This window comes from Alloprevotella sp., assembly GCF_057240785.1.
This window is the reverse complement of sequence record NZ_DBHHRH010000002.1, coordinates 24,454-44,351: the sequence shown is the minus strand read 5'-3', so window position 1 is coordinate 44,351 and position 19,898 is coordinate 24,454. Positions and strand designations below refer to the sequence as shown.

Annotated in this window: 14 protein-coding genes; 8 read left to right on the top strand and 6 right to left on the bottom strand. The window is 45.3% G+C overall.

All coding sequences use genetic code 11. The features are described 5' to 3' along the window. Nucleotides 1-6 precede the first annotated feature (6 nt). The 6 genes from ACO4R2_RS00475 to ACO4R2_RS00450 all read left to right on the top strand — a co-directional run bounded on the left by ACO4R2_RS00475 (nucleotide 7) and on the right by ACO4R2_RS00450 (nucleotide 8,751). On the top strand, nucleotides 7-1,143 hold the full coding sequence (locus tag ACO4R2_RS00475) for an efflux RND transporter periplasmic adaptor subunit (RefSeq protein ID WP_311490235.1): 1,137 nt from the start codon (nucleotides 7-9) through the stop codon (nucleotides 1,141-1,143). A 44-nt stretch (nucleotides 1,144-1,187) separates the two neighbouring features. After that, entirely contained in the window at nucleotides 1,188-2,495 is a 1,308-nt protein-coding gene (locus ACO4R2_RS00470; protein WP_484768763.1) for a TolC family protein, read from the top strand. Between the two features lie 24 nt (nucleotides 2,496-2,519). Further along, nucleotides 2,520-3,461, top strand: coding sequence for an ABC transporter ATP-binding protein (locus ACO4R2_RS00465; protein WP_311490233.1), 942 nt, complete (start codon nucleotides 2,520-2,522; stop codon nucleotides 3,459-3,461). A 12-nt stretch (nucleotides 3,462-3,473) separates the two neighbouring features. Next, nucleotides 3,474-4,787 carry an ABC transporter permease gene (locus ACO4R2_RS00460; protein ID WP_484768762.1) on the top strand — a complete coding sequence of 438 codons (1,314 nt, stop codon included), beginning with the start codon at nucleotides 3,474-3,476 and terminating at the stop codon, nucleotides 4,785-4,787. 867 nt (nucleotides 4,788-5,654) lie between these two features. Next, nucleotides 5,655-6,581: a magnesium transporter CorA family protein gene (locus tag ACO4R2_RS00455; protein ID WP_484768761.1), complete on the top strand. Its 927-nt coding sequence runs from the start codon at nucleotides 5,655-5,657 to the stop codon at nucleotides 6,579-6,581. Between the two features lie 316 nt (nucleotides 6,582-6,897). After that, nucleotides 6,898-8,751 carry a DUF349 domain-containing protein gene (locus ACO4R2_RS00450; RefSeq protein ID WP_484768760.1) on the top strand — a complete coding sequence of 618 codons (1,854 nt, stop codon included), beginning with the start codon at nucleotides 6,898-6,900 and terminating at the stop codon, nucleotides 8,749-8,751. A gap of 663 nt (nucleotides 8,752-9,414) precedes the next feature. On the opposite strand, the gene ACO4R2_RS00445 is transcribed toward ACO4R2_RS00450, so the two are convergent. The 4 genes from ACO4R2_RS00445 to ACO4R2_RS00430 all read right to left on the bottom strand — a co-directional run bounded on the left by ACO4R2_RS00445 (nucleotide 9,415) and on the right by ACO4R2_RS00430 (nucleotide 14,112). Continuing rightward, entirely contained in the window at nucleotides 9,415-9,846 is a 432-nt protein-coding gene (locus ACO4R2_RS00445) for a phosphohydrolase (protein ID WP_484768759.1), read from the bottom strand. Then, on the bottom strand, nucleotides 9,830-10,057 hold the full coding sequence (locus ACO4R2_RS00440; RefSeq protein ID WP_484768758.1) for a hypothetical protein: 228 nt from the start codon (nucleotides 10,055-10,057) through the stop codon (nucleotides 9,830-9,832). The genes ACO4R2_RS00445 and ACO4R2_RS00440 overlap by 17 nt, the downstream gene beginning before the upstream one ends. 281 nt (nucleotides 10,058-10,338) lie before the next feature. Next, nucleotides 10,339-11,979: a hypothetical protein gene (locus ACO4R2_RS00435; protein WP_484768757.1), complete on the bottom strand. Its 1,641-nt coding sequence runs from the start codon at nucleotides 11,977-11,979 to the stop codon at nucleotides 10,339-10,341. 15 nt (nucleotides 11,980-11,994) lie between these two features. Continuing rightward, complete coding sequence (locus ACO4R2_RS00430) at nucleotides 11,995-14,112, bottom strand: TonB-dependent receptor (RefSeq protein WP_484768756.1); 2,118 nt, start codon at nucleotides 14,110-14,112, stop codon at nucleotides 11,995-11,997. A gap of 835 nt (nucleotides 14,113-14,947) precedes the next feature. Between ACO4R2_RS00430 and ACO4R2_RS00425 the strand changes: the two genes are divergently transcribed. Both ACO4R2_RS00425 and ACO4R2_RS00420 read left to right on the top strand, forming a co-directional pair. Continuing rightward, complete coding sequence (locus ACO4R2_RS00425) at nucleotides 14,948-15,280, top strand: PadR family transcriptional regulator (RefSeq protein WP_311490226.1); 333 nt, start codon at nucleotides 14,948-14,950, stop codon at nucleotides 15,278-15,280. A 19-nt stretch (nucleotides 15,281-15,299) separates the two neighbouring features. Then, nucleotides 15,300-16,988: a PspC domain-containing protein gene (locus tag ACO4R2_RS00420; RefSeq protein WP_484768755.1), complete on the top strand. Its 1,689-nt coding sequence runs from the start codon at nucleotides 15,300-15,302 to the stop codon at nucleotides 16,986-16,988. 164 nt (nucleotides 16,989-17,152) lie between these two features. Here ACO4R2_RS00420 and ACO4R2_RS00415 read toward each other — a convergent pair whose 3' ends face one another. After that, on the bottom strand, nucleotides 17,153-17,689 hold the full coding sequence (locus tag ACO4R2_RS00415; RefSeq protein ID WP_484768754.1) for a hemerythrin domain-containing protein: 537 nt from the start codon (nucleotides 17,687-17,689) through the stop codon (nucleotides 17,153-17,155). Nucleotides 17,690-17,800: 111 nt separating this feature from the next. After that, on the bottom strand, nucleotides 17,801-19,315 hold the full coding sequence (locus tag ACO4R2_RS00410; protein ID WP_484768753.1) for a glutamine synthetase family protein: 1,515 nt from the start codon (nucleotides 19,313-19,315) through the stop codon (nucleotides 17,801-17,803). Nucleotides 19,316-19,898 lie beyond the last annotated feature (583 nt).

Below are 19,898 nucleotides of genomic sequence, written 5' to 3'. Positions count from 1 at the left end.
GATATTATGAAGAAGTTCTTTAAAATCCTGCTCTTGGTTGTAGCAGTGGTATTGTTCATCGGAACGTTCGTATTCCTCTATCAGAAGTCGAAGCCTGAAGTCATAGAGTATGAAACTTACGATGTGCAGGAGCGAACACTCGAGAAAACCAGTGTGCTCACCGGTGATATAGAGCCGCGCGACGAAGTCCTTGTTAAACCGCAAATTTCGGGCGTTATCTATGAGCTTTGCAAGCAGGCAGGCGAAGAAGTGAAAGCAGGCGAAATCATCGCTAAAGTAAAGGTAATCCCCGATATGCAGTCGCTCGCTTCTGCCGAAAGCCGAGTGCGTTTAGCTACAGTTAATCTGGAACAAGCAAAGGTAGACTATCAGCGTGAAAAGAAACTTTATGATGAGCAGTTGGTATCGGCCGATGAATACGACAAAGTACGCCAGACCTACCGACAAGCCAAGGAGGAATTGTTAGCAGCCAACGACAACTACGAGATTGCAAAGAACGGCGTGTCCCGCTCTCAAGCACAGATGAGCACCACGCTCATCCGCTCCACTGTGAACGGTCTGATTCTCGACATTCCTGTGAAAGTCGGAACCAGCGTAATTATGTCGAACTCCTTCAATGATGGTACGACGATTGCCACTGTTGCCAACATGGGCGACCTTATTTTCAAAGGTCAGATAGACGAGACCGAGGTGGGGCGCGTTCACACGGGAATGCCTATGAAGATTACAGTGGGCGCTCTGCAAGACCAATCATTTACGGCCACTTTGGAATACATCTCTCCGAAGGTGGAAGCAGCCACTACATCCAGCGCCAACAAGTTTGAAATCAAGGCAGCGGTGAAGATGCCCCACGGAGTCAACATTCGTTCAGGCTACAGCGCTAATGCCGAGATTGTGCTGGATCGTCTGACCAATGTGCTCTCTGTTCCTGAAGGTGCAGTGACTTATGAGAACGGACGCGCCTATGTGCAGGTGCTTACGGCAGCCACACCGCAAACGTTTGCTAAACGAGAGGTAAAGACTGGTGTGAGTGATGGTATGTATATCCAGATTCTTTCCGGTTTGAAGAAAGGAGAGAAAGTGCGTGGCAATCAGAAAGCGCAAGAATCCATCCAAGCCAGTAAAGGAACTGACGAAAAATAAAGTATAGTTCATAAGTTGAAGCTCATGCTTAAAATCCAAGACTAATGAAACGAACCATCCTATCCATACTGAGTTTGCTGTCCCTAACGGCAGTTGCTCAGAAACCTATGACGCTGCGTGAGTGTATAGATTATGCGCTCAATCGCAACGTGCAGGTGAAACAGAGTGCGCTACAACGGCAGCAGGAAGAAGTGAACCTCTCGACGGCCAAGAATGCTCGATTGCCCGAAGTGAGCGGCGGCGCAAATCAGAGCTTTAGTTTCGGGCGCGGTCTGACGGCACAAAACACCTATGTGAGCCGCAACACGGCCAGCACAGGCGTAAGCGTAAGTGCTTCTCTGCCACTCTTTACAGGTTTTCGTCTTCCCAACCAGAAGAAGCAAGCCGAACTCAATCTCCAAGCTGCTACGGCCGACTTAGAGAAAGTGCGTGAGGATTTGAGTGTGCAGATTGTCCAAGCCTATTTGCAGGCACTCTATCAGAAAGAAATGATCAGTGTGGCAAAAGAACAACTCTCGCTCAGCCGCTTTCAGTACAGCCGCATTCAGAGAGTGTATGAAGCACAAAAAGCAAGCGGACTGGAGGTGAACGAAGCCAAGAACACTGTGGCGCAGGACGAACTCGCTCTGGTTCAGAATGAGAATAACTACAAATTGGCACTGCTCGATTTGAGTCAACTCATAGAGATGAGCACGCCCGACTCTCTCGACGTCATCGCGCCCGCAATGATGCAACCACAGCCAGTAGGTGGAAATCCCGAGGCGATATTTGAAGAAGCCGTCATGAGTAAACCCGCCATCCGCGCACAGAAGTTGCGTATCGAAAGCGCGCAGAAAAGCATCGATATAGCCCGTGCAGGCTATTGGCCAACTCTTTCTCTCAACGGCGGTATAGGTACTTCTTATTACCATGTCAATGGAGGCACAAATCCCGCTTTTGGGCGTCAGTTCAAAGACAACTTCAACAAGAGTATAGGTATATCTTTAAACATTCCTATCTTCGACCACTTCCAAACTCGCAATAATATCCGCATGGCTAAGATCAACTACGAGGGACAGCGTGTGCAGTTCGATCAGGTGCAGAAGGAATTGTACAAAGAGATACAAACAGCTTGGTACAACGCCGTTGCAGCACAGAAGAAATACGAAGCTTCGCGCAGCGCAGAAGAAGTGGCTCACGAGAGTTTCGTGATGATGACAAAAAAGTTTGAATACGGGAAGGCCAATGCCACAGAATATAACGAGCAAAAGACAAAGTATGCCAACGCACAGACCAACCGCATCAATGCTCAGTACGAATACGTGTTTCGCAACATCATCCTTGATTTCTACAAGGGTACGCCTATACAATAACAATATATAAGCATTCATTTATTTATGGAAAACTTTTTGGAAGCCCGTCACATCGTGAAGCGTTTTGCCAAACATACGGCACTCAACGATGTGAGTGTGGAAGTACCTCGCGGCCAAATCTTCGGACTCTTAGGTCCGAATGGTGCGGGAAAGACCACCCTTATCCGCATCCTCAACCGCATAACAGCTCCCGATCAGGGAGAAGTCTTTTTTGATGGCCGACTGCAAGAGCCCACCGACGTGCAGCGCATAGGTTATCTGCCAGAGGAGCGCGGACTCTACAAGAAAATGAAAGTGGGCGAACAAGCTATTTATTTGGCACAGCTCAAAGGCCTCTCGCGCAGCGAAGCCGAGATGCGCCTCCGCACCTGGTTTGAGAAGTTCGACATCATGCCTTGGTGGAACAAGAAATTAGAGGAACTCTCCAAGGGTATGGCTCAGAAAGTGCAGTTCATTATCACGGTGCTCCACGAACCCGATTTGCTCATTTTCGACGAGCCTTTTTCTGGTTTCGACCCCGTCAATGCCGAGCAGCTTAAGCAGGAAATCCTCGAACTCAAGGAGAAGGGCCACACCATTATCTTCTCCACTCACAATATGAGTAGTGTGGAAGAAATCTGCGACACCATCGCGCTCATCAACCACTCCCAGGTGGTGCTCAAAGGCAATGTGCAAGAAGTGAAGAGTCAGTTCCGCACTGGGCTTTACGACCTCGTGACCACCAGCGCATCTCTCCAACCTGTCGACGGCGTGTTTAGCATCATCGGCAACAGAAGCATTTCCGGCGTTCATCGCTATTCGCTGCGCAAAGCAGAAGCTGTGGACAACAACCAACTGGTGGAAGCTTTGGCGCGCCAAGTTGAAATCCGCAGTTTTGCCGAGCAAATGCCCACGATGAACGATGTGTTCCTCAACGTAGTAGGCCAAGACGCCACTTGGGCTGATCAACAAATTGAAAATAAATAAGCAAGCATCATCATGAATAAAATTCTGATTATCATCCAGCGCGAATTTCTGAAGCGCGTAAAGAAGAAGAGTTTCATCGTACTCACGATTTTGATGCCGTTTATTCTGGCCGCACTCGTTATGGTGCCGTTGTGGCTTTCCACTATCGAGAACGATGAGCAGTCCAACATTGCCGTTGTCGACAATACGGGCCACTATTTCCCCGTGCTGAAGGACACGCAAACGTTCCATTTTGTGTTGATGCCCAAAGTCCTTCCCGATATGAAGTCCGACAGCTCTTCTTTTGAAGCCGTTGTGAACATAACGGCCGATCTGAGTAAGAACCCGAACGCTATCACCATTTTCAGTCGGAAAGAAGTTTCGGGAGGGCTGCTCTCCTATGTAGAGTCGCAAATCAATGAGCAAGTGCGCAAGGACAAACTTGCCGCCTCTGGTGTGCCAGAATTGGACAAAATCATCGACGACATAGATCGAGATATTAGTATTTCCACAGTGAAGTGGGACAAAGAGGGACAAGCTACCTCCTCCAATACTGAAATAGCTATCGGAGCAGGTTTCATCTTCACTTTCCTCATCTATATGTTTGTCATGGCTTATGGCGGTATGGTGATGCAAAGTGTGATCGAAGAAAAAACCAATCGCATTGTAGAACTCATGGTGAGCAGCGTCAAACCATTCCAGCTCATGATGGGAAAAATCATAGGTATAGCCCTCGTTGGCTTTGTTCAACTCATCATTTGGGGTATTTTGTTCACGATTATCCTCACTGTAGCCACAGCTATCTTTGGTCCTGAAGTCACGCAGTCGGCAGCTGCGACTCAGCCAATGATGGGAGCAGCATCGCAGATGCCTATGAGCGAAGTGTCGGGCGATACTGTTGAGATTCTCTCCGCCTTGAAGAATCTGCCTTATCTGGAACTGATGTTGATGTTCGTGCTCTACTTCATCGGAGGCTACCTGCTCTATGCAAGTTTCTTTGCTGCTGTAGGTGCAAGCGTTAATGAGCAAGAAGATAGTAGCCAGTTCGTGCTGCCCGTCACGCTTATCATGGTTTTCGGACTTTATGCCGCCATGTATAGCGTTAACAATACGGACGGTCCCTTAGCTTTCTGGGCAAGTATCTTTCCGCTGACATCTCCCATCGTTATGATGGTGCGCATCCCCTTCGGTGTTCCTCTTTGGCAGGAAGCTCTCAGCATCGTGATTCTCTATGCTTCAGCCATCGGCATGGTATGGGTGGGCGCCAAGATTTATCGTGTTGGCATCTTGATGTATGGTAAGAAACCCTCTCTCAAAGAGATGATAAAATGGTTGAGATACAAATAATCTCTACTTGCTAAAAAGATATAAACATCTCCTCCCTCTCTGTCTGCAACTCATAGTAATATGTGTTGCGGACAGTTTTTTGCCCAATAGGAGCATTCTCCATTAGCAATGTCTTTACCTGTTTCGGAAGTAGCGATAATATGTTCGTGTTTTTGAAAGTTTTCGTCAAGAATCTTCGTGTTTTATGATTCCGAGAATCGCTCGAAATGCAACTTGAAGTAAGGGAATCGTTTGGAGTGTCCTATAGATCTGACCTGTCTGATAAGGCTTTCAATAGATACAATAAGGGAATTTGGAAACGCAATAAGGCTATCAGCTGACACCCTTATTGTGCTGGCTGACAGAATAAGGAAAAAAGAGGCCTTTTGGCACGTGTTGAGCACTAAATTTGTAGGAAATAGGTGCATTTCCCGCTTTTCCCTCTGAAAATTGGAGGTAAAGTTTTCGACAAATACTCTTTTTTGTGGCTACCCAGCTGTTTTTGAAGAACTCTTTAATTTTTTCGATTCTATCTGAGAAAAGTAGATTGTAAAGATAAAGGGTGGTAAGTGGAGATAAAAGAAAAGTTGATGCAGCTCAGAGAAATAGCGGTTTTCCAGCCTTTCGTTTGCTATTTCAATCCGTAAGTATTACTTTTGTGGCACTAAAATCAAATTACAGACGAAGACAATGCTCTGTGGCGCTTGTGCCCAGCTCCGATGTTTCTATAATGGCCTCTAAAAAGCAGAAAGAAATATCAATTTTGGAGCTTGCATCGCTTCTCTACCGACCACAAATGGACGATTATCACGCGGAAAATAACGATTGACAAGACAGGGATTCGCTCTAAGGTGTTTCCCCGTCGTAACAAACTTGGAGGAAAGCCTAATGCGAACATTCTGGAATATCAATCAAGGCCTGCGCACGATTGAGAAATGGGAACCAAACTGCTGGACACAAGTGACGTGTCCCTCTCCCGATGATGAAGATTTTCTCTTCAACGAACTTGAAATCCCTACTTACTTTCTTGACGACATCCGAGATAAGGATGAGCGCTCTCGCTACGAATATGACGAGGGTTGGACACTGATTATCCTTCGTATCCCTTATGTGAAGGAAGTGCGAAGCCGTACGCCGCACACCACAATTCCGCTTGGTATCATTATCAACAAAGGCATTTGCGTGACGGTGTGTAACTACGAAACCAATATGATGATTGATTTCGTCAGCTATCAGCAAAAACGCAATAGTGGCTTTACCGACTCCGTCGATCTCGTATTCCGACTGTTCCTTTCCAGTGCGGTGTGGTATCTGAAACGCCTGAAACAAATCAACGTGCTGATTGAAGACGCCAAGCGCAACCTCGATCATAGCATCGACAATGAGGACCTCATTGGTTTGAGCCGTCTACAAGATAGTTTGACCTACTTCATCACCTCCATTCGTGGTAACGAAACACTGCTGAGTAAACTGAAGTTCAAGCTCCCTGTAGATGAGTTGGACGCCGACCTCATCGAGGATGTCAACATTGAGATGAATCAGGCACGGGAAACCACCAATATCTACTCAAACATTCTTGATTCGACGATGGATACTTACGCCAACATTATTAACAATAATATGTCGGACGTGATGAAGCAGATGACCAGCGTCAGCATTATCTTGATGTTCCCTACGCTTATCGCCAGTTTGTTTGGTATGAACCTCATCAACGGCATGGAGCTTTGGGCATGGGGCTTCCCCATAGTGGTGTTAGCTTCGCTCGTTGTCACTGGAATTTTCTATTGGTTGTTCCGCAAGCGCACATGGATTTGATGCCATAAGGTGGGGTCAATTCCATACCTATATTATATATAAAAGCAAGGTGCAAAGACAGTTTTTCTACTCTTGTTGAGAAAACAAGCAGAAAGTGTAACTGTCTCTGCACCTTTTTTATGAAAACTGTCCGTTTTTTTCTTGCCTCGGCTCGTAAAAGGCAAAAAGATTTGAAAAAACTTTGCCAATACATAAAAAATAACTTTTTTTGCAACGATAAAAAAGAAGTGTCCGATGCTATGTCCCCTTGTTAAAGTATATACATCGGAAGAAAATTTACATCTCTCTCACATTAAATTGTTTATACGTTGTTACAATGGACGAAAACAAGACTACTGAAGAAGTAAAGAACGAGTCTGTAGAGGCTCAATCTAAGGAAACTGCCCCCGTAGCGGCAGAAGCTGTTGAGGCGCAAGCCCAAGTTGCTGAATCCGAACGCCCCGCCCCCGCCACTAAGGCAGAAGTCTTGGAGCGTCTGAAAGAAATAGCCCAAGAAGGTGGTAACATCCGTCGCCCCGACCTCGAAGCCCTCAAGCAGGCTTACTATCGCTATCACAGCGCAGAAGTTGTGGCTGCTCGCGAGGAGTTTGTTAAAAACGGCGGTGCTGCTGAAGATTTCAAGCCAGCTCCCGATGCCGATGAAGAAACCTTTAAGGCAGAATACAACCTGATTCGCGAACTTCGCGCCAAATCGGCTGCTGAAGAGGAGGCTGAAAAACAGGAAAACCTTAAGCGCAAACAAGCCATCATTGAGGAAATCAAAACGGCTGCCGCTTCTCCTGAAGAGGCCGACAAGAACTATGAAAAAGTAAAACAGCTTCAAGCTGAATGGAAAGAGATTAAGCAGGTTCCGGCTGAGAATGCTACTGAGTTGTGGAAGACTTATCAGCTCTACTGTGAGCAGTTCTATGATCAGCTCCATCTCAACTATGAAGCACGCCAATACGACTTTAAAAAGAATCTCGAAGCAAAATTGCGCCTCTGTGAGGCTGCGGAAAAATTAGCAGAAGAATCTGATGTGATTTCTGCCTTCCATCAGCTCCAGCAATACCACCAAGAGTTTCGCGAGGTAGGTCCTGTTGATAAAGAGCACCGCGAGGAAGTTTGGAATAGATTCAAGGAGGCTTCAACAGTGGTGAACAAGCGTCATCAAGACCATTTCACAGCACTCAAAGAGAAGGAAGAAGAAAATCTCAAACTCAAGACCGCGCTCTGCGAAAAAGTGGAAGCTATCGACGTTGATAATGTGAAGGGTAACACCGACTGGGACAAACTCACCAAGAGCGTACTGGAGGTGCAAGCTGAATGGCGCACTATTGGTTTTACTCCGAAAAAGGACAATACGCAAATCTTCGAACGTTTCCGCGCCGCCTGCGATCGTTTCTTCCAGCGTAAGGCCGAACACTTCAAGACACAGCGCGAGAAGTTTAGTGCCAACATCGAAGTGAAAAACAAATTGGCAGAGGCTGCTGAAGCCCTCAAAGAGAGTACAGATTGGGCTGCTACGACTAACAAACTCATTGCACTGCAAAAGCAATGGAAAGAATCTGGTCCTGTACCCCACAAGGTGAGCGAGGCCATTTGGAAACGCTTCAACGAAGCTTGCAATTATTTCTTCGACAAAAAGAACGAAGCCACTGGCGACCAGCGCCGCGAAGAAGAAGCAAATCTCGAAAAGAAGAACTCTATCATAGCTGAACTTACCAACTTGCTCACTGAAACTGGCGATGACCTATTGCAAAAGGTGCGCGATTTGCAAGCACGTTGGAATGAGGTAGGCCATGTTCCTTTCCGTAAGAAAGAGGAAATCTACCAGCAGTACCGCGCTATCTGCGATAAGCTCTATGATCAACTTCATGTCTCAGCACGTCGCCGCCATGTAGACAATTTCCGTCGTAAGGTAAGCGAGAAGGTTGGTAACGAACTCGATCGTGAGCGTGCACGTCTCCAAGCTGCATTCGAAGCTAAGAAGGCCGAGATTCAGAACTATGAAACAAACCTTTCGTTCTTTAGTGCAAAATCATCTTCTGGCAATTCGCTTGTTGCTGACATCGAGAAGAAAGTGGCTCGCCTAAAGGAAGATTTGACCGAGATTACCGAAAAAATCAAGGCAATCCGTCAACAAGCTAAGGCAGAAATAAAAAAGGACGAAGAAGCTAAAGAAGACTAAACCATTCTGACGCTACAATATCATAAAAGGATACTCCAAAACGGGAGTATCCTTTTTCTGTTAGAAGGAGAAGATGCAAATTTTGCTTGTTGTTCACTTACTCTTTCTACTACCATTGCTCATCGTGGACGGTAATGTCTGAAAAGCATTGGAGCACGTGCGAGGGATGCTAAGTTGGAAACTCCAAGCATGGCCTCACCAATGCTGTAGTTTAGAGCGACATGGGACGATACAAAAGGAAAAGCCAGTGAGGACATTCCAGACCGCGAAAAAAATACTGCGATATATAGAATGGCAAAAAAGGGGACAGGACTGGAATAATAGTTATTTATCCTTAATGACGGATGTACAGAACAAGAGCCCAGCAGCAATAACGACAAGACAGACTGCCACTGTGAACACTGAAGCAACGGGGTGTTGCACAATTAGATCGTGAATAGGTTGTAAGTTTATGCTTGCTGTCATAACTCTTCTTCTTAGAATATGTTGCGAATATAACAAACAAAAGTAAAATTATGTGGAAATAGATACGGTTTTTAATAAAAATCCATAATGACGGCGGTGCAAATGATGTTGATATTTCTTTGCCATTTTACCTAAATTTCCATTCCCCAAAATACGGTAGCCGTCTTACATACGTCTCTTCTATTTTTTAGGACAGTATCATTCGTTTAAAATCTTATATGATTTGTGGTATTTCTTCAATCGCTCTATATCCTTTTCTGTTAATTCATTCAGCCTTGTTATATCCATGTTGTCTCTTAAGTCGCAAATCTTCACTCTACGCCCGATAGGATTAGTTTTGCATCGCTGAATGAAATCCAAATAATCCTCGCCTCTCTTTCTCGACACTGATAGGACTGCATCTACTACCTCTTGTGGAAAACCAGCCATGAGTAAATATTCAGATGTTATATCTCCATCTTCTACTGTGTCATGGAGCAATGCAACCAGTCTGTCTTCTTGTCTGGAGCACATTCGTTCAACTCTAATAGGGTGTCCGATGTACGGTTTTCCTGCTTTATCAACCTGATCTCTATGTACTTTTTCAGCAATCTGCATAGCTCTTTCTCGAAGTTTAGTGAAATTTTTCATATTCTTTTTTGCTTATTTCATTGCCATTCATCTTAGACTCAAAAATATCTTTTTCTCTTGAATCTACCTCTGTTTCCTTGCGTCCTCTACGCTTGATAAAACAACGTGTAGAATTGTCAATAGCTTCCATTCTTAACACTATATCCTCGTAGTCATCTTTGAGATAAACTGTTCCTTTTTTGAGCTTATCACATAAATTTACTAAATCCATTATGATTTAATTTTATATTGTAAATATAGTTATCTATTACGAGAAAACTAAAAGTCTTATCTACTGTGTGCATAGTATGATTTGGAAAGTTTTGTTAGCTCTGCTATCTTTGCTCTTTCTTTTACTCATCCCCTTATCTCTTCGTAAGATTAATGATTCATCCTCGAATTGTGTTGGCACTTTTCTTTACTCATAAATACCTGTACAATTCGGGGATGAACCTTTATGTCTTGTGCTATTAACTCTCCTCCTTAAGAGAAGAGAGAGTATGGGGTTTCCGCTTAAAACCAGAAACCAGCATCGCTGTGCTTACTGTCACCGTGGAAATTCCACCAGAAATCGAGGACAGCAGTCTTGATTTCAGTCACTCTGAAAGCTTCCATGAGCGAGCGAATTGATGTCAGATCTTTCTGTGTATAGTCCTTTGCATCGTTGCTCAACTTGTCAAAGTCCTTATCAAAAACGCTGCTATCGAGTTCTCGTTCATCGCTGTCCATATAGATATTCATCGGAATAGAGAGGGTCGGCATCCATGCTTCATCCTGTAACTGACTGGCAGAAGGAGCACAGAATTCACTTGCCTTACCAGCATTAAATTTGGAATTGCGGGCACGCATCAAGCGTATTTCGAGATTGAACTGCTTGTGGGTGTGCAGAAAGCAGAAGTAACCTTTCTGGCCGATAGGATTTTCCTCACCGGTGAATTTGGCTCCGTCGTGCTTATTGGTTTTGTCCCATGGTGTTGTATCGCAATAGATATACTTGAAAAACTTGCTGGAGTTTTCATCGTCACTCTCTTTTTCTCCACCATAAGAAGGACGGATGTTCTTGGCTAGGAAAAAGTGTTGATAGTGTTTGTTCTCATCGTTTTCTTCGATTTGTGAAGTGATGTCCTTTCCTGATTTGTCATAATAATGAATGACGAAAGCCGACACATAATAGCCTTGGCTGCTTCCCATGAGGTTCACACTTGAGGGATTTTCGGTATCAGCTATCCACTTTCCATCATTTAGGGTATAGGTGAGTTTGTAATTCTTCCCGATATATTTGAGTTCTTTCGGTGTAGGGTTCTGATGGAAAGCATGTGGTCCATGCAGGTGTCCGTTGTAGATTTCAATCACAGCTTTGGCTGGTCTGAAGAGTGAAGGATCGAGTTCTGCACTTTCATCTGACTGCCCATCAATCACGATTGGCAGTTTTACGTTGATGTCCCACAGTCCTGTGCTGAGCAGTTTTCTGGAAGGATTATAGAAAGGAGAAGGTTTTCCATCGTCTCCGAATTTGCTTTCTGCAGCGTGAAGCAGGTCGACGGAGAGTTCAAAACGTTGCCCAGGTTTCACAAATTTGATGAGTCCCTGGAAGCCCATCGGGTTGGTATCACCGATGAAAGTGCCGTTCAGCTCATCAACATAACGGTAGTCGTAGGGCAATTCTGCCTTGTTCGTGACGCGGACAGAACTCAGTCCTCCGTTGTAATTCACTGATTTGAACATCGAAAAGAAGTGCTGATGTATCTTGTCCTGACCGAGAGTAAAGAACTGATTGTTCATCATTTCGCCCTTGTCGTTGTAGTATTCCATCTTTAGGAGATAGACAGCAGAAGGAGAGTCAATGCTGTTCTTCACCTGGAAGGCCTTGGTACTACTTGTTACGTGCCAGCCCTTACCCTTCGTTGTCTGCCATTCAATCACCTGTGGAGAAGTAGACGCGGGAATGAAATTAGCCATTTTGGGTGTGTTGTCGAAGGCTGCATTATCATTGAGAGTACCTTCTTGCAGGATGAATACCGCACGGACTGGATCTTCGTGCAGCTTGTTCTTTTTCTCATTTTCAGGATTTTCAGGGTTGCAGGCCATGAAGAAGCTAGTTGCAACAATGCTTATGAAAAGCACAAAAGTGTTTATAAATTTCTTTGTCTTCATTGTGTTATGTTTTTATTAGAAATTCCATGTAATCATGCAGCGCACATCACGCCCCATGTCATGGGCGTAATAGCGGCTGCGATTGGTGTATTCCTTGTACTCGCGATTAAGAATGTTGTCGCCCATCAGGCTTATTCGTAGTGACATTCCCTCTTTCATTGGCACGGAAAAGCTTGCTTCAAAGCCTACGAGATGATAGGCATCGGGCGTGAAAGCAATGAGGTCGGTGGCGGGATTGAAGCGAGTTTGTTTGGCCACAAAGCGGTGGCTAATACCAATTTTGGGCGACCAAGCTTTATAGAAAGGTAACGCCCATGTCAGCGAATGCGTTAGACGGAAACTCGGAATGTAGGGCAGAAAGGCATGAGAAGGTTTTTCGTATGCCCATATCATGGCCGAAACAAGGTGATAGTCGAGCGAACTAATCGGGCTGATGTGTGCATCTAAGTCTACACCTTTAAAGAAAGCACGTGTTTGCCTATACTGAAACACAGGATAAGCACCTGATACAACAGTGATGTTTCGGCCTGTCGGCTGGTCGTAGATGTAGTTGTTGATCCATTGGAGATAGCCGTCAAGCTGAATGTTGAAATACTTATTGGCATACTTCAGAGAAGTAATCCATTTGTAACTCTGTTCGGAACGAAGTGTAGAATCACCTTTGACAAAGATGCCAGAGCTTAGTTCATTACCGTTGCTATAAAGTTCATAGACGTGTGGCGCCCGCCAGGCTACACCGAAATGTGATGTCACTTTTAATTGCCTGTTGATGTGATAATGAGCGCCAAGGCTATAAATAAAGTTTGTAAAATTACGCTTTCCACCATATCGTTGTCCTGTCCAGTCGTAGCCATCGGCTTTAGTCTGTTGCCCGTCGAAACGTGCTCCGACCTCAAATCCCCAGCGATTGGTTGTGAGTTTCTGCAATGCATAGAGCCCGAAAGCCACTTCGGTATAATTGGGAATGATGGGAACGACGCCAGTCCCACGCTCATTATGGTTGTCCGTGACAAGCATTTGGGTTCCTGCTTCGCTCTGCCATCGTCCATAACCTTTGTTCCAGACAAGAGCATTCTGCAATGATTTTAGATGCAGGCTGACAGTAGGAATGTTAGAATGGTTCATGCGTCGGATGCGATTCTCCCGTCGGTTATCTTGCTGAAAGGTAGACTGAAAGGAGAAATTGCCGAGAGCTTGATGATTGAAAAAAGCCTTGAAAAAAGCCGTGTGATGGGTGATTTCTTGAAAAGGATAGCCAATATGCCGACTGAAGGGAGTGAAATCAACTGGTCGCCCCAGTCTTATTCGCTCCTGGAGCAACTGCTCATTGCCCATTTGTGCACTCTGCATAACGCCAAGTTTCTGTGCAAATAGACTGTAGCCTGCTTCTAATCGCCATGGCTTGTGGCTGTAGCCAAGAGTCATTGAGAGGCTATTTTCACGCATTCCCGTGTTGTTCAATAGATAATGGGCTGTGCTTCTATCTCCACCATTCTCGCTGTGTAGATGTAGTCGCCACGCCCAGTTTCCGCGCCATTTGAAACTGTTCTCTATATAACCAGACGCACCAAAACGCCTGCCATTTGTGCCGTAAAATGTTGAAACCATGCCACGAAAGCCACTATTTTCATAGGGTAGGGGCGCTGGTTGCAAGAGAATGATACCACCAAGTGCCTCGGAACCATATTTAACAGCATCTGCTCCTTTCACCACACCAATGTTACTGTAGTTATTCTTATCTACTTCGGGCGCATGATCTGCCCCCCATTGTTGACCGGTTAGTCGGGCACCATTGCTTACCATGAGAATACGGTTGCCATACATTCCATGTATGACGGGTTTCGAAACGATTGTTCCAGTCTGGATAGAACTCATACCACTGACGCCTTCGAGCAATGCTCCCAAAGATCGTCCCATGGCTTCTGAGATTGTAATCTGGTTAATTTGACTGCCCACTTGGTTTGCTCCCGTCACTTGACGGCGGCCTGAAACCACGGCTTCATGTAGGCTTATGGAGTCGTGAACAAGTTTATAGGAAGGCCTCTTCTGTGCTTCTGAGGGTGTACACCAGCACAGACATACGCACAAAACGCCTGTCAACTGATGCCTACCTAATTTAAAATTGAGCATCATAATCTGATAATAAATTCAATAGTTGGTTTTTTGTGATTCACTCGCACGAAAAAACCAGTAAAATCCTGAAAACGAGGTCTTGTGTGCACGGGTCAGTGCACAATTAAGATTTTCTGTTTTTTTATTGTTATGTCGGTTGGTATAAGGCTCTGTGTGTACGCGTAAATACACACTTCTCCCTATATGTGGTGAGGAGTTAATCAGCCAACTATTGGAGGAGAATGACTATTGATTGATGCTACAGTTCGATAAACTGTCTGTTCTGTGAAAACAATTTTCACGACCCAACTTACCGCTATAATGGCCATAAATACAGTTGGTTCGACAACTGTGGACACGTGCATGATGTAGTCACACAAGTAGCAAATCGGCTTTACAGAGACTTCATGATTAGTTGAAACCTTTGCCTTGACGTTATAATAAGTTGTGTCGTGATAGTGGAAACTTTTAAGAACAACGGCAGCCATGTACATTATAACTAATGTCCATGCATAAATGAGTTTTATGGTTGTTCTTGACTTCATTAGGGTAAAATGGAGGAATGACAGCTATAAAATGTTCATGCCTTGAATAATATTCGGTGTAAAAATACAAAAAAATGGCATGTTATACTCTTTCATTCGTTTATTTATATGATTTTGAAATGCATTAACACCTTTCTTCACTCTGTATTCTGTTTGTAGCTACCAAGATTGATGCTGTGTTTTTGTATAACCTATTTTAATTCTAAAAAAACTTAAAAAACAAACATTTCAAGTACTTTGTATTGCAAGGTATTTATAAAAGTCAATATCTTTGCAGTACAAACAAGTTGGTAATATAAACTTATGAGCTTATGAATACAGACAACGCGAAATCGCAGATGCGGAAAGGGATGCTGGAATACTGCGTTCTCTTGCTCCTGAGCCGACAAGCTTCTTACGCGACGGACATCATCGCGCAGTTGAAGGAGGCAGAGCTGATTGTTGTAGAGGGAACGCTCTACCCATTGCTTTCTCGCTTGAAAAAGGATGGGCTTCTCTCTTATCAGTGGCAGGAGTCGACACAAGGGCCTCCCAGAAAGTACTATGAACTTACCGAGGACGGTCGTGCAGCCTTGCAGGAACTCAACAGCGCGTGGGCACAACTGACACGCACAGTAGATCTGCTCAAACAAAATCAAGTTTAACAATCAAACATCTTTACTTATGAAAAAGAATATAACGATCAATCTTTTCGGACAGCTCTACAATATTGATGAGGATGCTTACGAATTGTTGGAGAAGTACCAGAAAAATATCCGCAGCTACTTTTCTCGTCGTGAAGGAGGTGAGGAAGTGGCCGATGATGTAGAGCACCGCGTGGCTGAGCTTTTTGCCGAACTCAAAGAACAAGGCGTGGAGGCCATCACGATAGAGCAGGTGGAGAGCATCATCAATCGCATTGGCGATCCGCAGGAGATGGAGGATGCAGAAGAAGGCGAAGAAACTGCTCCTGGTGCTATGCCGCCCCCTATCTATGGAGGAGGCACTACGCGTCGCTTCTTCCGCGACCCTGAAGACCGTATGCTCGGTGGTGTTATTTCAGGTGCTACAAAATATTTTGGAGGAACCGACCCGCTGCCTTGGCGTATTCTTTTCGTGCTGGCTGTTATTTTTACATGGTCCACACTTGGTTTCATCTATTTAGTGGTGTGGGCATTAGTTCCTGAGGCGCGCACAGCAGAGGAACGCTTGCAGATGCGCGGCGAACCCGTGAATCCTTCCACCATTCGGGACGAAGTGATGCGCGGCGTAAAGGCCACTCAAGATTTTGTAACGAATCCTAATGTGCAATCTCAAGCCACAGGTTGTCTGGGCATTATGGTGAAAATCGTCCTATTCCTGGTGATGGGATTCGCTATTCTGGTTCTTGGTAGCATACTTCTCACGATTCTTATCTCTATGATAGCCTTTGGTGCAGCCGCAATGGCTGGTGTAGGATCTGCCAGTTGGGGAGGGCCGTTTGAAGAGTTGAGCGAATTTCAGAGCCAGATGCCCGATGTGAAGTGGTGGATATGGATTGGTCTCTTTTCAGGTTTGATACTCGTAGTTATTCCTCTTGTTACTCTCGTACGCACAATGTTTCGCAAGCCCGATAGTGCGCCAATGTCGATAGCTACAAAAGCCACCTTAACGATCATTTGGGTCATTGCCTTTGGTTTGGCTCTATTCTCAACCATTACAGGTGTGATGCGCACAAAAGAATTTGCCGACAAATACAATGAGAAGCAGCGCATCGTTTATCATCAGGAGAATACGCGCAATGGCGTTTTCCTCGATAATAGTAGCTGGCGCTATCTCGATAGTGAAGGATGGAAAGTAGTTAGATTGAGCGGTACGGATGAGGCTTCTGATTCTTTCGACGATCCACTTTACGATTCTGACAATGCCGAAGATTGTCCGGAGGTTGAAGGTCTTCACTTGGAAGCTGATGAAGGTAAAAATTTAGACTTCGAAATCCAGAAAACGCTTGCTGTTTCGCCAGGTGTTTACAAGATTCAAGGTATGCGTCGAGTGGACGGGCAAGGCATCACGCTTTATGCCGTCTTGGATAGCAGTTTAGTGAAGACACAGGAGTTTGAGCCAGGAGTTTTTATCAGTAGCGAAGCGAACAGCAGAATCCTTGCGGATTTAGCGCCAGATGCCAACACGCAAGGTATAGAGGGGAATCTGATGAAAACATCATGGATGCCGTTCTCTATGATTGTTCAGGTGAAGAAAGGAGGCTTGCTCTCCTATGGCTTCTCCACCGCGTCCAGTTTCCGTCGCAATCCGATGACAGCTCGAGAGTTCTCTGCGGCTCATGTCACTATCACGCGCATTTCTGGAACAAATAGTTTGCCTGCTGCAGAGTAGGGCGTGAGGGCTGGAAAGTCCACACCGAATAAAACCATTAGATTAAACAATAAATAAGTTAGAAGTCCGCTTCGCTCTCCCTTTTGAGAGCGTTGACGGACTTCTAACATTACCAACAATACTAAATGCTATGAGGATTTTTCAGTGTAAATATCCCACTGAATTTATGCCCATTGTGCCTCTAACTCAGTAGCCTGTGGGAAAACGAAGTCGTTCTCCAAACGGATGTGCTCACGCAGATCCGTTACAAAGGTTTTCAAATCAGCCAGCAGGTTGCGATACTCCTCGGTAGCTTCCGCTGGTGCGGTGAAATTATCTGTTAGTTTCTCCAGAAAACTATAACGATCCTGCTCCATAGCATGTTCGTTCATCATCACATGGATCGGGTTGAGAATCGTACCGCAGTGGAACGCCTCAATGCGCTGTTTGTTCTCTTCTGCCGTGCAGAGTTCAATCAGATAGGGAAAGAGAACAGCTTCTTCGCGGTCGAAATGGCTATCGAGGTCGGGAATAGAAATTTCCAATTGCTCTACGATTTTTTCCACAATGTGGCGTTGTGCGCCAGCAGCTTCGAGCGTTGTGCGCGCTTGGTTGCGAAGAACATGACCGCGGCGGCGACCAATGGGGTGGTGGTATTCGAGTACGTAATTGATTAACTCACGTGTGGACCATGTCTCAAAATCTTTATTATCTGGGAACATAATTTTTATTGTATAAATGATTTTGTGGCAAAGTTACAAGATGCTCACCAAGTCTTTGGCCACATTTGTTACTCTACCACTAAAATCATGCAAAATTATTTCCTCAGTGCATCATCCACAGTAGAAATACTGCTTCACCAAACTTTCCATCAACCCCTTATCGGCGTCTGCCTGCTCATGTAAGTGGGCATCGTTGAAGCTGCGGAGTTGTTGCAAAATGCCATCAATCATGCGCGGACGGAAAACGTCAGCTTGTTCAAACACCTTGCGTTGCTCTTCCAAGCAGTTGGCCGATTCGGAGCAGCAAGTGGGTAAGGCATCGAGAGCTGCCAAACGCTCTGTGTTTTCACTCTTGTGGATGTCCATATCCACGTATTTCTCCGCCGTGATTTTGAGAGCCTCCTCTTCAGGCATTTCCAATCCGATGCGGCAAGCCACGCAGAGTCCAGCCATGAGCTGATAAATATCGGCCGAAGCATCGGGCGACCGCATCTCAAAGGTTTGTTTCAGTTCAGGATGGAAGTCCTTGCGCGGTGCTTCGTTGTTGAGAACTGCACACATATCCTTGCCGCTTGTCCAGCCCAGCGGAACGCGGACGAGTGCAGAGCGGTTGCAATCTCCCCAGCACACGTTGGTGGGAGCTTCCTGATGTGGCACAAGGCGGAAGTAGGACGTTGGGTTTTTGTTGCCAAAGGCCGTGATGGCTGGTGCCAGCTTCATCAAGCCCGCTATAGCGCGGCGTGCTTCGCGGCTCAGTTGTCGGTCGGCTCCAAGCGTGGCGTTGACACCATCCTTCATCAGGCGCATGTGGATGTGAAGTCCGCTACCCGCTTCGCCCACGATGATTTTGGGTGCAAAGGTCACGTCGAGTTCATACTCAAAGGCCAGTTTGCGGATGACCCACTTGGCCAGTAGTAACTGGTCGGCAGCGGTGTCGACAGAGCAGGGCAGAAATTCCACCTCGTTTTGTTCGTACACCTTCCCGTTGAGCGTGAAGTTTCCCACTTCGCTATGTCCATATTTGATTTGTCCACCAGTTTGCGCAATACCCATCATACACTCTTTCCTAAACTCGTTGAGCTTTGCAAAAGGTTCACTTTCGTGATAGTTATGTTGATCCACTGCGGGGTAGAGGGGATTTTCTGGTGCTACAACGTAGTATTCCAATTCGCCCATGGCTTCAAAATCCAGTCCCGTCGAAGCATGGAGAGCGCGATTGGCACGCGTCAGCAACTGGCTCGGATCAGCATCGAAAGGTTCGCCATCCTTGTCGAAGAAAGAGCAAAGGAGGCAGAGTGTAGGGATTTCGGAGAACGGATCAACGAAAGCTGTGCGGAAACGCGGCATCACATAAAGGTCGCTGCTGCCTGCTTCAACAAAGGCTGGGAAGAGGCTCGAACCATCAACGCGCTCGCCCTCCGTTAGGATTGTTTCGAGATATGCGCGCGAGTTAATAACGAAATTGAGGGTCTTCACACGTCCGTCTTGAGCAGGATACATGAAGTTGATCATCTTAATTTCGTTTTCTTCTACAAAGGTGATCATGTCGTCGAACGTAAACTCCTTTGGATCTTTGCCCAAGAAACTTACTACGCGATTCGGATTAAGCGCTAAATTCTTGTCCATAGCTTGATGATTTATTTTGGTCTGTTTTCGCAAAAGTATAGAAAAGTGTTTAGAGTTACAAAATAATTTGGGGTAAAAACTTACATAATGATAGCGGAAACTTGTTTTTCAGAGGAAAATAAAGGAGCGTTAAAAAGTATGTTTGGGGTGTTTTTCGATCTGTATAACCTCAAAATATTTTCTCTTTAATGCGTAAATAGTTTACAATAGCAAGAGAGAAAATAGGTGTTAAAGAAATAAAAAACAGGATGGTCTTAGCTCTATCTCCTAAATATTTGTGCGTTCACCACCTCTTTTGTGTGCCAAAACATAGAGAAAAAGCTCTGTTTTAGCCTTTTTGAAGGAAAAAATAGTCTATTTCTGGTGGTGGATATCTTTATTCTGTCAGCCAGCATCCTTATTGTATCTGCCAACGCAATAAGGAAGTCAGCTGATAGCCTTATTGTATTTCCGAACAGTCCTATTCTGTCTCTTTTCCTATTGCCTTTCTTCGTATCCACAGTACTTGCCATACGCTTTTTGTGCGATTCTCGCCAGCGAAAAGTAAGAATATGTTTTACAAAGTATGTTTTCTCTGCTGCTC

Bases quoted from the DNA above. Each gene is read 5' to 3' on its own strand.
- ACO4R2_RS00475 (WP_311490235.1), top strand. From the start codon at position 7: ATGAAGAAGTTCTTTAAAATCCTGCTCTTGGTTGTAGCAGTGGTATTG.
- ACO4R2_RS00470 (WP_484768763.1), top strand. From the start codon at position 1,188: ATGAAACGAACCATCCTATCCATACTGAGTTTGCTGTCCCTAACGGCA.
- ACO4R2_RS00465 (WP_311490233.1), top strand. From the start codon at position 2,520: ATGGAAAACTTTTTGGAAGCCCGTCACATCGTGAAGCGTTTTGCCAAA.
- ACO4R2_RS00460 (WP_484768762.1), top strand. From the start codon at position 3,474: ATGAATAAAATTCTGATTATCATCCAGCGCGAATTTCTGAAGCGCGTA.
- ACO4R2_RS00455 (WP_484768761.1), top strand. From the start codon at position 5,655: ATGCGAACATTCTGGAATATCAATCAAGGCCTGCGCACGATTGAGAAA.
- ACO4R2_RS00450 (WP_484768760.1), top strand. From the start codon at position 6,898: ATGGACGAAAACAAGACTACTGAAGAAGTAAAGAACGAGTCTGTAGAG.
- ACO4R2_RS00445 (WP_484768759.1), bottom strand. From the start codon at position 9,846: ATGAAAAATTTCACTAAACTTCGAGAAAGAGCTATGCAGATTGCTGAA.
- ACO4R2_RS00440 (WP_484768758.1), bottom strand. From the start codon at position 10,057: ATGGATTTAGTAAATTTATGTGATAAGCTCAAAAAAGGAACAGTTTAT.
- ACO4R2_RS00435 (WP_484768757.1), bottom strand. From the start codon at position 11,979: ATGAAGACAAAGAAATTTATAAACACTTTTGTGCTTTTCATAAGCATT.
- ACO4R2_RS00430 (WP_484768756.1), bottom strand. From the start codon at position 14,112: ATGATGCTCAATTTTAAATTAGGTAGGCATCAGTTGACAGGCGTTTTG.
- ACO4R2_RS00425 (WP_311490226.1), top strand. From the start codon at position 14,948: ATGAATACAGACAACGCGAAATCGCAGATGCGGAAAGGGATGCTGGAA.
- ACO4R2_RS00420 (WP_484768755.1), top strand. From the start codon at position 15,300: ATGAAAAAGAATATAACGATCAATCTTTTCGGACAGCTCTACAATATT.
- ACO4R2_RS00415 (WP_484768754.1), bottom strand. From the start codon at position 17,689: ATGTTCCCAGATAATAAAGATTTTGAGACATGGTCCACACGTGAGTTA.
- ACO4R2_RS00410 (WP_484768753.1), bottom strand. From the start codon at position 19,315: ATGGACAAGAATTTAGCGCTTAATCCGAATCGCGTAGTAAGTTTCTTG.